Source organism: Rubripirellula lacrimiformis (assembly GCF_007741535.1).
GTDB lineage: Bacteria > Planctomycetota > Planctomycetia > Pirellulales > Pirellulaceae > Rubripirellula > Rubripirellula lacrimiformis.
This window is the reverse complement of sequence record NZ_CP036525.1, coordinates 8,027,168-8,041,804: the sequence shown is the minus strand read 5'-3', so window position 1 is coordinate 8,041,804 and position 14,637 is coordinate 8,027,168. Positions and strand designations below refer to the sequence as shown.

At 59.7% G+C, this 14,637-nt stretch carries 9 protein-coding genes; 3 read left to right on the top strand and 6 right to left on the bottom strand.

Annotation, left to right across the window (positions count from 1 at the left end; genetic code table 11):
* Positions 1–106: 106 nt before the first annotated feature.
* Positions 107–2,830, top strand: a complete 2,724-nt coding sequence (locus K227x_RS28090; protein WP_145175910.1) for a hypothetical protein — start codon at positions 107–109, stop codon at positions 2,828–2,830.
* Between the two features lie 467 nt (positions 2,831–3,297).
* Here the strand turns inward: K227x_RS28090 and K227x_RS28085 are convergent, their stop codons facing one another.
* Positions 3,298–4,116, bottom strand: coding sequence for a sirohydrochlorin chelatase (locus K227x_RS28085; RefSeq protein ID WP_246146345.1), 819 nt, complete (start codon positions 4,114–4,116; stop codon positions 3,298–3,300).
* A 9-nt stretch (positions 4,117–4,125) separates the two neighbouring features.
* Complete coding sequence (locus K227x_RS28080) at positions 4,126–4,512, bottom strand: heavy-metal-associated domain-containing protein (RefSeq protein ID WP_145175907.1); 387 nt, start codon at positions 4,510–4,512, stop codon at positions 4,126–4,128.
* 334 nt (positions 4,513–4,846) lie between these two features.
* Here K227x_RS28080 and K227x_RS28075 point away from each other — a divergent pair, with 334 nt between their 5' ends.
* Both K227x_RS28075 and K227x_RS28070 read left to right on the top strand, forming a co-directional pair.
* The gene (locus K227x_RS28075; RefSeq protein WP_145175904.1) at positions 4,847–5,806 is read left to right on the top strand and encodes a hypothetical protein; all 960 of its coding nucleotides are present in this window, start codon (positions 4,847–4,849) and stop codon (positions 5,804–5,806) included.
* Positions 5,807–5,861: 55 nt separating this feature from the next.
* A complete protein-coding gene (locus K227x_RS28070; RefSeq protein WP_218933603.1) occupies positions 5,862–7,031 on the top strand; it encodes a hypothetical protein in 1,170 nt (389 codons plus the stop codon).
* A 1,974-nt stretch (positions 7,032–9,005) separates the two neighbouring features.
* Here the strand turns inward: K227x_RS28070 and K227x_RS28065 are convergent.
* The 4 genes from K227x_RS28065 to K227x_RS28050 form a co-directional block, all read right to left on the bottom strand.
* Entirely contained in the window at positions 9,006–9,689 is a 684-nt protein-coding gene (locus K227x_RS28065; RefSeq protein ID WP_218933602.1) for a DUF533 domain-containing protein, read from the bottom strand.
* A gap of 94 nt (positions 9,690–9,783) precedes the next feature.
* The gene (locus K227x_RS28060) at positions 9,784–11,778 is read right to left on the bottom strand and encodes an IRE (iron responsive element) (protein ID WP_145175895.1); all 1,995 of its coding nucleotides are present in this window, start codon (positions 11,776–11,778) and stop codon (positions 9,784–9,786) included.
* Entirely contained in the window at positions 11,775–13,670 is a 1,896-nt protein-coding gene (locus K227x_RS28055) for an ABC transporter permease (RefSeq protein ID WP_145175893.1), read from the bottom strand. The genes K227x_RS28060 and K227x_RS28055 overlap by 4 nt, the downstream gene beginning before the upstream one ends.
* Entirely contained in the window at positions 13,667–14,587 is a 921-nt protein-coding gene (locus tag K227x_RS28050) for an ABC transporter ATP-binding protein (RefSeq protein ID WP_391540468.1), read from the bottom strand. The genes K227x_RS28055 and K227x_RS28050 overlap by 4 nt, the downstream gene beginning before the upstream one ends.
* Between the last annotated feature and the right edge of the window lie 50 nt (positions 14,588–14,637).

The following is a 14,637-nucleotide window of genomic DNA, read 5'->3' as shown; positions in this document are numbered from 1 at the left end:
TGACTATCCCGAATGGGCGACAACTTCAATAATAGAACGATTCAACCGGCATTATCGTCGGCGCCCTGCGGGTGGGCGACCCCGCTAACTCTAAGAAACTTTCGATATGCGTTCTCTGCTGTCTGTGATGGTGTTGTCCTTGGTGCTGGTCGGTGATTTTGGGGCTTCTTCGGCCCACGCGGTGGACGTGTACGTCAGTGCCATCGCGGGTCAGCCATTGGGGGTGGCGACCGTCGAAATCCCATTGGCCCGTCCGATTGTGGGCCAGACTCCACCGCCGATTCAGGCCCAATCGGCCGACGGGCGAGTGCTGTATTCGTATTCGGAAGACATCAAAATCGACGTGCCACGGGCTAGCGAGACGCCGGTCCCGCCGCCGGGAAACGGTCGCTTGCTAGGCCGTTTGGGCCAGTTGATCCGCGAGATCGCCGATCCGGAACCGCCAGTCGATCAAACGGTCGCTCGCCGGGTCCGGTTCCTGTTCGTCGGGGACGCGCCGCTGCGAGTGCAGATCACGGACGCCACCGCGACGATCGGTTCCTACGATGTGGTGCCCGAGCAGAATCCGGCCGGACACCAGCAGGCTTTGGTCGGGTGGTGGAACGGTTACACCGCAGCGACCCGCGACCAGATCAATGCGGCGGACTATCCAACGTGGGTCGAAGATTACTTGATCGCCATGCTGGCTCGCCGGCTTCGGATGCCGATACCAGCCTGGTTCGACGCCACCGAATCTCAAGATGACGACCTGCTAAGCGCATTGAAGTTGGTCGCTGGGGCCGAGGAAATCGGGCGTTCGATCTATCGCCGATCGGCCGTCGGATTCATCGATCAAAGTGGGCGACCGGCACCCGAGGCCACCCTGCCCTTGCCTGCGCCACCGGCGTGGGCACCCCTGTTTGATGACCCACAGTTGGCCGATATTCCGGTCGAACCGATGGCGACGCGAGTGCCGCCAGAGTGCTTCTACATTCGCTACGGTTCGTTCCAAAACTACACCTGGTTTGCGGATCTGTCGCGTGACTATGGTGGTGACATCTCGAACATGGCAATGCTGCGTGGATTCGAACTGGGGGCCAGCAAGCGGATCGAGCAGCAGTTGAATTTGAAAACCACCGAACTGTCCCGGATGCTGGGACCGCAAGTGATCCAGGACCAGGCGATCGTCGGCCGTGACTTGTTCATGACCGATGGCGCGAGTTTAGGAGTCATGTTCCAGGCCAAGAATGCGTTCGCCCTGCGGACGTCCTTCAACAATGATCGCAGCCAGTTGGCTGGCAGTGATTCCGAAGTCACGCTCAAGAAAGTAACGGTCGGTGGGCAGGCGGCGACGCTGCTGAGTTCCGCCGACAACCGCGTTCGATCGTTCATGGTTCAGGATGGCGATTTCTTTTTCGTCACCAACAGTCGAACCTTGGCGGAACGGTTTTTGGAAGTCGGAAAGTCGAAACAGTCTCTGGGGGCGTCGTCGTCGTTTCGGCTGGCCCGTCAATTGATGCCGCTGGATCGCGAGGACACGGTCTTTGCCTATTTCTCGCCCGAGATGCTTCGCGGGTTGGTGTCACCACGGTATCTGATCGAACTTCGTCGTCGTTTGTCGGCCAATGCCGAGGTCGCGATGATGCATCTGGCACGGATGGCGGCGGATCATGAATCCAAAGCCACGGGGACGAACTTGGTGGGTGTCGACGATTGGATCGACGGTGGATTCTTGCCGGTCGGTTTTGGTGTGCGTCCCGACGGCAGTGGGGCTATCAGTGTGGGCGATCAGGTCATGGATACCCGGCGTGGTGCACGAGGACAGTTTCTGCCGATTGCCGATGTTCCGATTGATTTGGTCACGCCGGACGAAGCCCGTTGGTATGCCCAGATCGCACGGCAATATGAAACACGATTTCCAACGATCGATCCAATCATGGTCGGCGTCGGACGCCAGCCGATGGAAGGCGTCGATGGTGGTGACGGCGGGGAACGAATCATGGTGCACGCCGAAGTCGCACCACTGGGGCCGGAAAAGTACGGCAAATGGTCCAAGTACTTAGGGCCACCGACCCGCGTGGCGATGAATTTTGCACCCGATGACATCATCGCTGCCCAGGCTCACGTCGCGTCGGATCGGCTGGGCCCGCCGACTCACGTGTTCGCCGCGATCAAAGATTCGCATCCGCCGAATCCCGACGATTTCCAAGGTCTGTTGAATATCTATCGATCGATCCAGGGGATCCCAGGTTACCTAGGGGCTTGGCCGCAGCCGGGGATGCTAGACCGGTTGCCGCTGGGGTTGGGGCGAGGTCAGCCGGTTGCACCCGGCATCAATCGTTTGATCGGCGGTATGTACCGCTACAGCGATGGTCAGTTCAGCGTGCTGTCGTTCCAGCCCGAAGTGCTGCAGGCCAGCCTGCCGCATCTAGCGGCGACCGAAGCATCCGATCTGGCTCAGATCCGCGCCCAAGTCGGCAACCTGAGCGGCAGCCAGATCGAAGGCTGGGTCAATGCGCAATTGTATAGCCATGCCAGAGAAAGCAGCATCGCCGGGGCCAGCTTGTTGTCGTTGATGACACGGCAGCTGGGTGCCAGGCCGGAGCATTGTCTGGCCGAAGTTCAGCGAGTCCTGGGCGTGCCATTGCAGTGCACCTTGGGAGGCGACTACCAGTATTCGCCGGCCACTGGCCAGTGGATCAGCACCGCATGGCGAGGCGAGGTCGCACCCCTGGTGGCTCCGGCCGACTATGTGGCGCCACCGATGAAATGGTTCCGCGGATCCGCCGCGACCGTGACCCAGTACGCCGACCGGTTGGTCGCCGATGCAGTGATCGATGTGGCCCGCTAGCGTTCAGCCCCATGCCATGAATCATTCGTAGCGGAAGTCGCCAAGACTTTCGATGTCCTCATTTCGTAGCGGAAGTCGCCAAGACTTTCGGTGTCCTCCTTTCGTAACGGAAGTCGCCAAGACTTTCGGTGTCCTCGTTTCGTAGCGGAAGTCGTCAAGACTTTCGGTGTCCTCCTTTCGTAGCGGAAGTCGCCAAGACTTTCGGTGTCCTCGTTTCGTAGCGGAAGTCGCCAAGACTTTCGATGTTCTCATTTCGTAGCGGAAGTCGTCAAGACTTTCGGTGTCCTCCTTTCGTAGCGGAAGTCGCCAAGACTTTCGGTGTTCTCCTTTCGTAGCGGAAGTCGCCAAGACTTTCGGTGTTCTCCTTTCGTGGCGGAAGTCGCCAAGACTTTCGGTGTTCTCGTTTCGTAGCGGAAGTCGCCAAGACTTTCGGTGTTCTCCGAATCCAATCAACATTACGGCTAGCACTAGGCCCGCTCTGGATTCTGCGTTGCACCAAGTCCGCTGCGGTCGATGATTGCATCGGCGACATTGGCATGCGGTCCCAGATAGTTGGAAACGATGAACTTGACATCGGCATGCTTCATGCCTGCCTCGTTGACCTGATCCATGATCGCTTGGTACAGCCGGCCCTCGAACAGCAGGTGCGGGTGGATCACGATCGAATCAAATTGGCCGGATCCGGCCACCTGGTCGATGACTTCCGGCAGCGAAGGGGATGCCATCGCATAGAAGGCAGTGGCAGATGCTGCAAACGCAAAGCGTTGGGCAACGATCTCGGTCAACATTCGCATGTCGGTCGATGCACATGGCCAGCGGCTGCCACGACCTACGGCGATCAGCGCCGTTCGTGATGGCGGCGAATTGGTCATCGCCAACGATTCCGATATCCGTTCGACCATCAATTCGACGATCGATGGGTGACGCGATAGCGGCCGTGATTGCTCGGTGGTGACCTCGGGCGATTCACCAATGCACTGGCGGATGATGGCCGGTATATCGTCTTTGGCATGCCCTGCGGCGAACAGCAACAAAGGCGCCACGTGGACTCTCTGGACGCCTCGGTCGATCAATTCCTGAAAGGCCTGCGGGATCGTCGGCTCTTGGAATTCCAGCAGCGACACTGCGACCGGTACCGAACCCAGCCGATCAGCCAGGATCCGTCCGAGTTCGAAAAACTGATCGGTGCCCGTCTGGTCACGGGTCCCGTGTCCGATCAGCAACAGACCAGCGGCGGTCGACTGTCCAGGCGAAACGTTCACGTCGATCGAGGCTGGTGAATTCACGATCGCTGGTTACTGGATGACCGTCGAATCGGTGAAGCCTTCTTCTTGAAGCAGGTCCAAGGCTCCCTTAGGACTGAATCCGGCATCGTAGCTGACGATCACTTGGCGATTGTCGATCAGGCCTTCTTCTTTTTGCGGGCCCAGTTCGACGCTTTTGACCGCAGCAGTGTTTTCCAAGGCGGCTTTGACGCGTGGGAAACACGACACAGCACAGTGCATTTCGGGAACGCTAATCGTCAGCGTGCCGGGGCTGTCGGTCGAAGCGAGCGAGACGTCCGCCGTGGTGGCCGATGCAGAGCTGGCCGGTGCGGTGGGTTCGCTGGTGGGGCCGGTGCCGATGGCGATCATGATTCCGACCGCGGCGATCGCGGCGACGGCGTATGCAAGTCCACGCATGGTTCAGGTTTTGTCCAGAGTTTACGAGAGAAACGGGCGATGCCGCTGGGCCATCGTCCAGGTTGGATTTGGTCATTATAGGCTCGCAGGCAAGATTGGCCCAGATCGTCGTGCGGGGCTGGTTTGGCGATCCACATGCGGCCTGGTCCGGCAACGCCGCAGCGGAACTCTGCTGCTTCGCAATCGAATTTTGACGCTTCGTATCGTGTTTTACTGGCCAGAAGTGTTTTATCTGGTCTTTCGACAAAATCTTGATTTTTGTTAAAGCTCGGAAGTCGGTCACTGAAACTCCTCACCGCGACGGTGTTTGGACATGCGAAATATTGAATTCCCCATGATTGCCTCTGCCCTGCTTGCCATGATGGCGATCGGGATGGCTGGCTGTCGGCAAACGACGGGATCCGCTTCGGCGGGGTCTCTTGCTCCCGTGGGGCCGCTGTCTCCCGTGTCGCCTGGCCAATCGCCCAGCTTGGGACCGTTTGGTGGACCGACGCGGGTCGCCCCGCCGCCCACAGGTTCATTCAGCCAACCCAACAACGGCTATCTGGCTCCGGCACCTCAGGCATCTGCCGCACTGGGCAGCGGCGCACCGACGATACCTTTCAACCAAACCAATCCGGCAATGGCGCCCGCCGCCATGAACCCATCGTTGGCCAACGCCGCCCCGATCGGTTCCGGCGTTCGCCCCGCATCGTGGACCGAAACGACATCCAACATTGCCAGTGGCCCGGCGCTGCCGAATGCACCGGCGACAGCCCCAACACCGCCTAGCAACCCGCGGGCAGGGGGAATGCAAGTGATCGATCTGACCGGTGCCCCGAGCCCACCGGGATACCGACCGACAGCCCCGGTGACCTATCAAGCGTTTCCGACGAACGGCTACCAAACCGGGAACCCGCCCGTGGCAGGCTATCCCAGTCCACAGCAGTATCAGCCCGGCGTGAATCCGGGGGCCAACGCTGCATGGCAATCGACTACGCCCGCTATGGCAGCGAACCCGTACGTGGCGCCATCGAACCTGCCGCCATCGAACCCGCAGTCCTTCAACACCGCTGACTATGCAAATCAACAGGCCTATGGAAATCAGCCCGCCCAGGTGGCCGCCACCTCACTGACTCCCCTGCCCCAGTCGGTCGCCGCTGGTGCAGTGCCCATTCGGAATCAATCGAATTTCCAAACCAATACCAGTGTCCCGGTTTCTAGCGGACCTGTTTCCAGCGGACCGAGCACCAATCCCACGCCTGCATCGTCCAACGACAACCTGTTGTGGCGTCGGCCTGGAACACAGTACTAAGGCCATCGCACGATCCTTGGCAATCCACCATCGCGTCACGTGAGAGTCAATTTCGATGGGAATGTTTTACGCCTACGGCGGTGCCTTGATCGATGAAGACGAGATTCTTGCGAAGACCGAAAGTGGTGAATTCGCCAGCTTTTCGCACCATGCCTCGGATTCGCCAGCGGATGCCGCGCTTGAATTTTCGACCGGTCGGCTGACCGTTGCCGATCTGCGTGGTTCCATGGTCTCGCCCGTCGCCACACGGACTCCTTTCGAACCGATTGGCATTGGCAAGCCGCTGACGATCGAAATTCGACATGTCTACACCGGCCGCTTTCCAAAGCGAAATCTGTTTCGCCGTTCGGCGGACATGATTGTCACCTCGGCAATCAAGAGTTCCCCGGTGCTCGGCGAAGCGACGACGGCGGTCAATCTGCTGCGCCGCAACGTGGCCGCCCACAGCGGATTTTCAACACCGCACGCTGATGAACTTGGCACGCCCGTCGTGTTTTATTCGCCCGCGCTGACGCAGCGGAATTCGTCGTTGACGATCAAGTTCGGGTTTGATGAATTTCCAGGCGACGAATTTCAACAGTTCGCCGAAGTGCTTTCCAGTGCGGCCGGGCTGCCTTTGTTCGCACCCGCCAGTTTGCATCTGCATGGCGCCTCTGCGATCGCCACCTTGGTGGGCCGGTTGGGCGACACTCTATTCGACCGCCGTGCGGCCTTTCGAGCGACCGAAGGGATTACCTTTGCTCGTCCTGGATCAACGATCCCGGTCGCCAATTTTGCATTGATGATGCAGGATGACGAAGACGAACGGCAGGTGCTGAAAACGCACGTGATTTCGGGCGGGAAGTTGACGCATGCAGAAACTGGACGTCCCTACGATGGCGATATCCCCTACGTCGTGATCAGTCTGGATGGCCGATGCAACGATGAACTGAATCACTTCATGTCACAAAGCGCGGTCTCGCTGATGCTAAGCGATTTGACCAGCGACGCCGGATTCGATTCGGCTCACATGGACGAACTTCGCGAAGCCGTCGAAATCTATCACGACTATCGATTGCGCCGCCGCGCCGACCGGGTCGGAGAAAAGCTCTCGATGCGGTCGCCCGATGCCGCCGATTTCCAGCAGCTGGCAACCGAATACGACGCCCTAGTTGCCAACATCAATGCCGAAGCCCTAAAGCCCACAGGCATCCAGCGAACGGGCGAAGACCGACAGGCCGCGTAGTTCGCACCGGCGACCCGCGTGCCCACCGCGCCGCGCGTCCACGCCCAAACACCCGGCCCGGTACCCATCGTTTCACCGCGTGCCCACCGGGCCGCGCGTCCATCACCCAACCAGACGGGGCGGTACCCATCGTTTAACCGCGTGCCCATCGGGCCGCGCGTCCACGCCCAACCACACGGGGCGGCACCCATCGTTTAACCGCGTGCCCATCGGGCCGCGCGTCCACGCCCAACCACACGGGCCGGTATCCATCGTTTAACCGCGTGCCCAGCGGGCCGCGCGTCCATCACCCAAACGCACGGGGCGATGCCCACGCGGTTAAACGAGCATTCGCAAGCAGCCCCGGTACCCATCGTTTAACCGCGTGCCCATCGGGCCGCGCGTCCATCACCCAAACACACGGGGCGATGCCCACGCGGTTAAACGAAAATTCGCAAGCAGCCCCGGTACCCATCGTTTAACCGCGTGCCCACCGGGCCGCGCGTCCGCGCCCAAACACACGGGCCGGTACCCATCGTTTAACCGCGTGCCCATCGGGCCGCGCGTCCACGCCCAAACACCCGGGGCGGTACCCATCGTTTAACCGCGTGCCCATCGGGCCGCGCGTCCATCACCCAACCAGACGGGGCGATACCCACACGGCGAAACGAGCATTCGCAAGCTGCCCCGGTATCTATCGTTTAACCGCGTGCCCAGCGGGCTGCGCGTCCATCACCCAAACACACGGGGCGATACCCACACGGTTAAACGAGCATTCGAAAGCAGCCCCGGTACCCATCGTTTAACCGCGTGCCCACCGGGCCGCGCGTCCATCACCCAACCAGACGGGGCGATACCCACACGGCGAAACGAAAATTCGCAAGCAGCCCCGGTATCCATCGTTTCACCGCGTGCCCATCGGGCCGCGCGTCCACGCCCAACCACACGGGGCGATGCCCACGCGGTTAAACGAGCATTCGCAAGCAGCCCCGGTACCCATCGTTTAACCGCGTGCCCACCGGGCCGCGCGTCCATCGCCCAAACACACGGGGCGATGCCCACGCGGTTAAACGAGCATTCGCAAGCAGCCCCGGTACCCATCGTTTAACCGCGTGCCCAGCGGGCCGCGCGTCCATCGCCCAAACACCCGGGGCGGTACCCACGCGGTTAAACGAGCATTCGCAAGCAGCCCCGGTACCCATCGTTTCACCGCGTGCCCAGCGGGCCGCGCGTCCATCGCCCAAACGCACGGGGCGATGCCCACGCGGTTAAACGAGCATTCGCAAGCAGCCCCGGTACCCATCGTTTAACCGCGTGCCCAGCGGGCCGCGCGTCCATCGCCCAAACACCCGGGGCGGTACCCACGCGGTTAAACGAGCATTCGCAAGCAGCCCCGGTACCCATCGTTTCACCGCGTGCCCAGCGGGCCGCGCGTCCATCGCCCAAACGCACGGGGCGATGCCCACGCGGTTAAACGAGCATTCGCAAGCAGCCCCGGTACCCATCGTTTCACCGCGTGCCCAGCGGGCCGCGCGTCCATCGCCCAAACGCACGGGGCGATGCCCACGCGGTTAAACGAGCATTCGCAAGCAGCCCCGGTATCTATCGTTTCACCGCGTGCCCACCGGGCCGCGCGTCCATCACCCAAACGCACGGGGCGATGCCCACGCGGTTAAACGAGCATTCGCAAGCAGCCCCGGTATCCATCGTTTAACCGCGTGCCCACCGGGCCGCGCGTCCATCACCCAAACGCACGGGGCGATGCCCACGCGGTTAAACGAGCATTCGCAAGCAGCCCCGGTATCCATCGTTTAACCGCGTGCCCATCGGGCCGCGCGTCCATCACCCAACCAGACGGGGCGATGCCCACACGGCGAAACGAGCATTCGCAAGCTGCCCCGGTGCACTGACGTTTAACCGCGTGCCCACACCGATACTCACGAGTCCATACCCGCGGCTATACGAAACTCCACACTCACGCGTGGCGACCGCCGATCAACTCTGGAAGATGATCGGCGCGCCCAGGCTCCGGTGGATCTCGTTGCATCGGCTTGAGGCCAAGCGTAGTCCCTGTGCCAGATCGGCCAGGTAGTTGGCTTCCTTCTGGTCGTCCAGGTCGATCGCGATCAGCGACACGGTGTAGACCTGTTCTTCCATGCCTAGCGGTACCGACCAGGTGAAGTCTCGCACGTCCAGTTTTTCTTTGAACGTCGAGCGTAGGAATTCAATTTCTTCCTGCGATACGTGATCCAATTGTTTCAGGATCGCATCCTGTTCGGCTTGCGTGATCTGCCCATCCGATTTGGCTGCATTGACCATCCCGCGAACCAGGATTTTCGACTGAGCATTCATCGATTCCACCTCTTTCGGCGACCAGGACGGTGCTGGGCTGGGGGAACGTCTGGGGGCTGCTTGCGGCGCCGGTTGATTCGATCGCGGTGCCGATTGGCGAGCCGTTTCGCGTTGTCGTTGGTGGTGGTCGTGACTGACACCTAGCAAGTCTTCCAGGCTCTTGGCGGCATCGTCGATGGTTTGCGGTCGCCGTGCCTGCGGGTGTTGGCGAGCGGGCGATTGCGGCTTGGGTTGGGGGCGTTTGCCACCCAAAATATCCTTCAGGACAGCACCGCCAGGACTACCGCCACCGGCTTTTTTGCCTAGCAGCGCGCCCAAGATATCCATCGCGTCCATCGTTCCACCCCGTGAAAAAGATCGTCCGGTCCATCAGCTGGCGTGATCGCCAGCGCCCACAGATCGCGAAACCGTCGTCACCCGATCAGTCCTGCGTATCGGCGGTGTCACCATCGCCCGCTTCGTCGCTGGCCGTGTCATCGCCCGCTTCGGGTTCGTCCGACGGCTGCGAATCGCTGGCCGAATCGGATGATTCATCGGTCTTCGGTTCGTCGGACTTCGGATCCGAATCGGCGGCTTCCGCGTCGGCTTTGTCAGCCTTGGCCTTGTCGGCTTCAGCTTTTTCAGCTTCGGCTTTCTTCGCTGCCGCTTCTTTTTCGGCTGCCATCTTCTCGGCAGCCATCTTCTCGGCAGCCGCTTTCTCTTCAGCCGCTTTGGCTTCCGCCATTTCAGCTTGCTTCTTGTCCTCGGCCGCCTTTTCCATCGCTGCCTTCTCGGCCGCACGCGCTTCTTCTTCGCGGCGTCGCTCTTCGTCGGCTAGCTCCTTCTTGCGAGCCTCCACGCTTGCTTCGGCTCCGTTCCGGATGTCCATGTACACACTGGGGTCGATGCTGCCGTATTCGCCCATCATCTGAACAAAGGTCATCAGTGGGAAATCTTCGGGCATGTCTTCGCTATCGATCGCAACCGAATAGCGTTTGATGGACTCCAACAGGTCCTGCGCGGTGTCATCGATCGTCAGCAACGGATAGTCATCGAAGATATCTGCCCAGACGGCGAACGCTTCTTCGTACAACTCGATCGCCTTGTCTAGTTCGGCGTCTGCGTTGGCTTTTTCGGCTTCATAGATCAGGCTGCGAGCCCGTACGGTTCGTTCTTCCTGTTCGGCCTGTGCCAGCGTTTTCCAATAGGGGTAATTGATCTGCGTTCGGTAGCCATCGGTTTTGATGATCCGTTCTTGCAAATCATCCAGTTCACCCACCATCTGAATCGCTTGCAGTCGAATCGACGGATCCGCTTCGCGAGCCAGGTTGGGCAAGTTTGGAATGGTTGACTGCTTGGCCGATTTCAGAACGTCTTGGTCACGGCCCGTTAGGTTTTCGCGTGACCCAAGATAGATTGCTCGCCATTCCGGCGGCAGAGCCTGGATCAGCAGGTCACGTTCTTCGGTGAACTTATCGCCGATCAGTGCACCGAACTGTTCGATCTTTTCGTCCTTTTGACGCTGCAGAACATCCAGTTGGTCCAACTTGATCGTGAACGGCGAAGTGGTGGGGATACTGCGGTTGCCGAATCCGTTCCAATCCGCGGCCGCCATTTCCCAAGCGTTCTGGGCGCGGTCGTCCAGGATGCCTTCGCGTTCGATTGCTTCGGCGTGTTTGAAACGCCACTTGGGTCCGGTTTCGTAAAAGTTCAGCGGTGTTTGTCGACGAATTTTGACGCCGGCATCGACCATGTCATAGCCATGGTTTAGCCATAGTCGGCCAACCAACCAGTTGTCGGGTTTGCCCAGCGGCCCCCGTGCTTCGGGGCTGTCGACGGCGATGTTTTCGTTGACCAGTTCTTCGTGCAGAACTTCGTCGTCAGCGAACAGACGACGGAACTGATCCTTTTCGTCGGACATCCCCATCTTGGATCCGTAGAACCAACCGGTGTACCAGATCAATCGTGGCGCGTTGCGGTTCTGTCGCACGCCACGGGTCAGGAACTCGGTGCCTTCGCGAACCATTTCATAACGTTGACGGTAATCGTCGAATTCGGTCGAAACGTTGTACGCCAAGTTGTGCGCTTGGTGTTCCCAGACCTTGTCGAAGTGCGGTTGCAACAGCGCGATGTTGTTCAGCGTCGCCTTCAAACGGTCCCATTCGTGCATCACACGATACTCGTGGGCTTTGTTCCACAGCAGCGTCGCCGCTACCCCACGCAGCCCCAGCGATGCCAATTTCATCGTTTCGCTGGCCGGGCTGATTTCGCCCAGATCGCTTTCGGCGATGTTGTACTTGATCCGCATCTCGGACAGTTGCCCGCCCAGATCGCCTTTACCGCCGGATGGCTGACCCAGCAGATACAGCGGGATCAACATGGCGACCAAGATCACCAGGTAAGTAAGTTTTCGGCGAAGAGTTGTCGTACGATTCATGCCGCGATCTCACGCGATTTCAGGAAGAAGTAACTGACCATGAAGGCCAGGACGCAGTAGCCCAACGTCGCGGCGGCGTGTCGCAGCAGCAACGCACCAAAAATGTCAAAACCGCTGGCCGCGTACTCTGCCGTGCCTACCATCTTGGGCAGGTTGGGCAGCGCGGTCGCGATCGCGTCCAATGTGTAAACGATCCCCGCATCGACCGTCTTGATCACGCTAGCGGCGACCGTGTCGACATCCAGTTCCGTCGTCATCGCATCTTGCCGCAACAATCGAACCAGCGATTCGATCGGGCCACCCCCACGCGAAACGCCTTGGTCGATGTAGTGACGTGTGTCGTAAACCTGTTCCGCAGAAAAGCCCAACAGCACGCAGACGAACGTGGCCACCATGGCGACCGGGCCGCTTAGGAACGTACTGAACATGACACCGAAGGCGATCACCATCGTCATCTGCAACCAGATCGAAATGTAGGCTTTGATCAGGTTCCACCAGAATGGGTTTTCGGCAGGACGCAGGTACACACCGCTGCGCGTCATGCCCAAATACTGGCTGCGATCCAGACAGCGAATGACGACGGTCAATCGACCTTCGTCGTCGACCAAGTCGTCGAACACGTTAAGCACACGTGTATCGTTGTTGTCGGTGCCTTCCATCTCTAGATCCAGCACTTTTTCGTCGACCGTGTATTCGTCAACGACAAAGGCGATTGGATTGGTTTCGATCGACTTGCTGGGGTGCTTCATCGTGATCGAACCACGGATGCCCGATTCGATGTCACCCTTGTAGGAACGGTAGGCTCGCACCGATAGGTCGATGGGGATCCCATCGGGATAGCGGTCGGGTGTCACGTTGTAAAACGTGTACTCCGCCGATCCCAGCGTGCCGCCTTCGACGTAACCGTGTTCGGTCTTGCGTGCCCCTTGGGAGAGTCCGATCAGTCGCGAAACGCCCGAACTGCCGTAACCGCCGGCCAGTCGTTCGTTGCCGACGTCGATGCCCTCGTCTTTGGGTTCGCCGCGTCGATCATAAAATTGGATGTCACCGTAGGATGGAATCCGTGCACGCAGGGCACCGTTGGGGGCCCCGATGCTGAACGATCCGTCTTCGTTGCGAGTGACCACGTGTTGGTGGCCACGAACGTTGTCGGTCAGCCCGATGCCGCCCGCGTCCGGTTCGATGGTGAATCCGTGTTTGTGGTTTCGGACGTGATCGGTTTCGCCGACCAACGCACCGTCGGACATCTCGACAACATCGACCACTTCCTGGTGCGTGTGCCGCAGCCCACGAGTGACAAACAGGAAACTGGCCAACCCCATCGGGATCAGCACAAGCGTGCCCATCGCGATGAATCCCAGCATTCGACCCAGCACGATTTCCGTGGGGCGAACCGGTTTGGTCACGATCGTGTAGATCGTCTTGTTCTTGATGTCGGCGGGCAGCGAAAACGCACTGATGAATAACGCCAACGCCAAAACCAGGTAGTTCGTGGCCGTCAACACAAAGCTGATGTACAGACGGGCCGGGTCGTCACTTTCAGGGTTCAGGTACCAACCGGCTAGCAGCAGTACGACCAAAAACAGACCGACGACAAACAGGACTTTGCGTCGAATTGCTTCTTTGAACGCCAAGCGTGCCAAGGCCAGGATTCGCCGCGCCGATGTGCCGGGCAAATCAAACCGGACCAAGTCACGGATGGTACGCGCAACGGCGTAGAATCCTTCGACCGGCCCGTAGCGGGCAGCCGATACGACATAGCCGACGATCAGTCCTAGCACGATTGCCAGGACGAACAACACGATGCCCTGCAGAGCCGCGCTTTCGAGGAACGCGTTGGGGCGCAGCAACCATTCGTTGAACGACCAGAAATCTTCCGGTTGAAGGTTCATTGACCGCCCTCACTGCTGGGGCTATTGTCGCCGCCGGCTTGGCCGCCATCGGAACTGGAAACACGACGAGCACCCGGACGGGCTTCGCTTTCGCGAACGATGTTCAGGAACAAGTCTTCCATGGTCGCCGTTGGGTTGTCGATCGACTTGACCGCACCACCGTGCCGGGCGATCACTTCGGCGATCTCGGTCTTGGCCGCGTCGGTCAGTCCCGTGGCGTGCACCTCGGTGACGTCCTGGACCTTCAACAATTCAGTGACTCGGCCCAATTCCTTCAGTTCGCCCTGGTGCAGAATCGCAACCCGGTCGCAAACGTCTTGGACGTCGGCCAGTTGGTGGCTGCACAGCAAGACCGTTTTGCCTTGATCGCGAAGAGCCAGGATCAAGTCCTTCATTTCGCGGGTACCGATGGGGTCCAAACCGGTGGTCGGTTCGTCCAACAGGATCAGGTCGGGGTCGTTGATCAACGCCTGGGCCAGACCCACGCGGCGGGTCATCCCTTTACTGTATTCGCGAAGCTGACGGTGCTTGGCTCCCTTCAAACCGACCAATTCGATCAGTTCGGCAACCCGTCGCTTGCGATCGGCGCTGGACATGTCGAACAGGCGTCCGTAGAAGTCCAACGTCTCTTCGGCTGTCAGAAACTTGTACAAATACGATTCTTCGGGCAGGTACCCGATTCGTTCATTCTTTTTGGTTTCGGTGGCGTCCTTGTCGAACACCAACACCCGGCCGCTGGTGGGAAACAACAGACCCAGGATCAGCTTGATCGTGGTCGATTTTCCACTGCCGTTGGGGCCAAGCAGGCCGAAGATTTCGCCCTTTTTGACTTCGATGTCCAGCGATTTCAGTGCGTGGACCTTCTTTCGTCCCCAGAAGTCACGGTAAATTTTGCTTAGGTTGCGGGTTTCAATCACGACACCCGAGTCGTTGGCGGTCTGCGACGAGGCGGCGTTTTGGGCCTCGG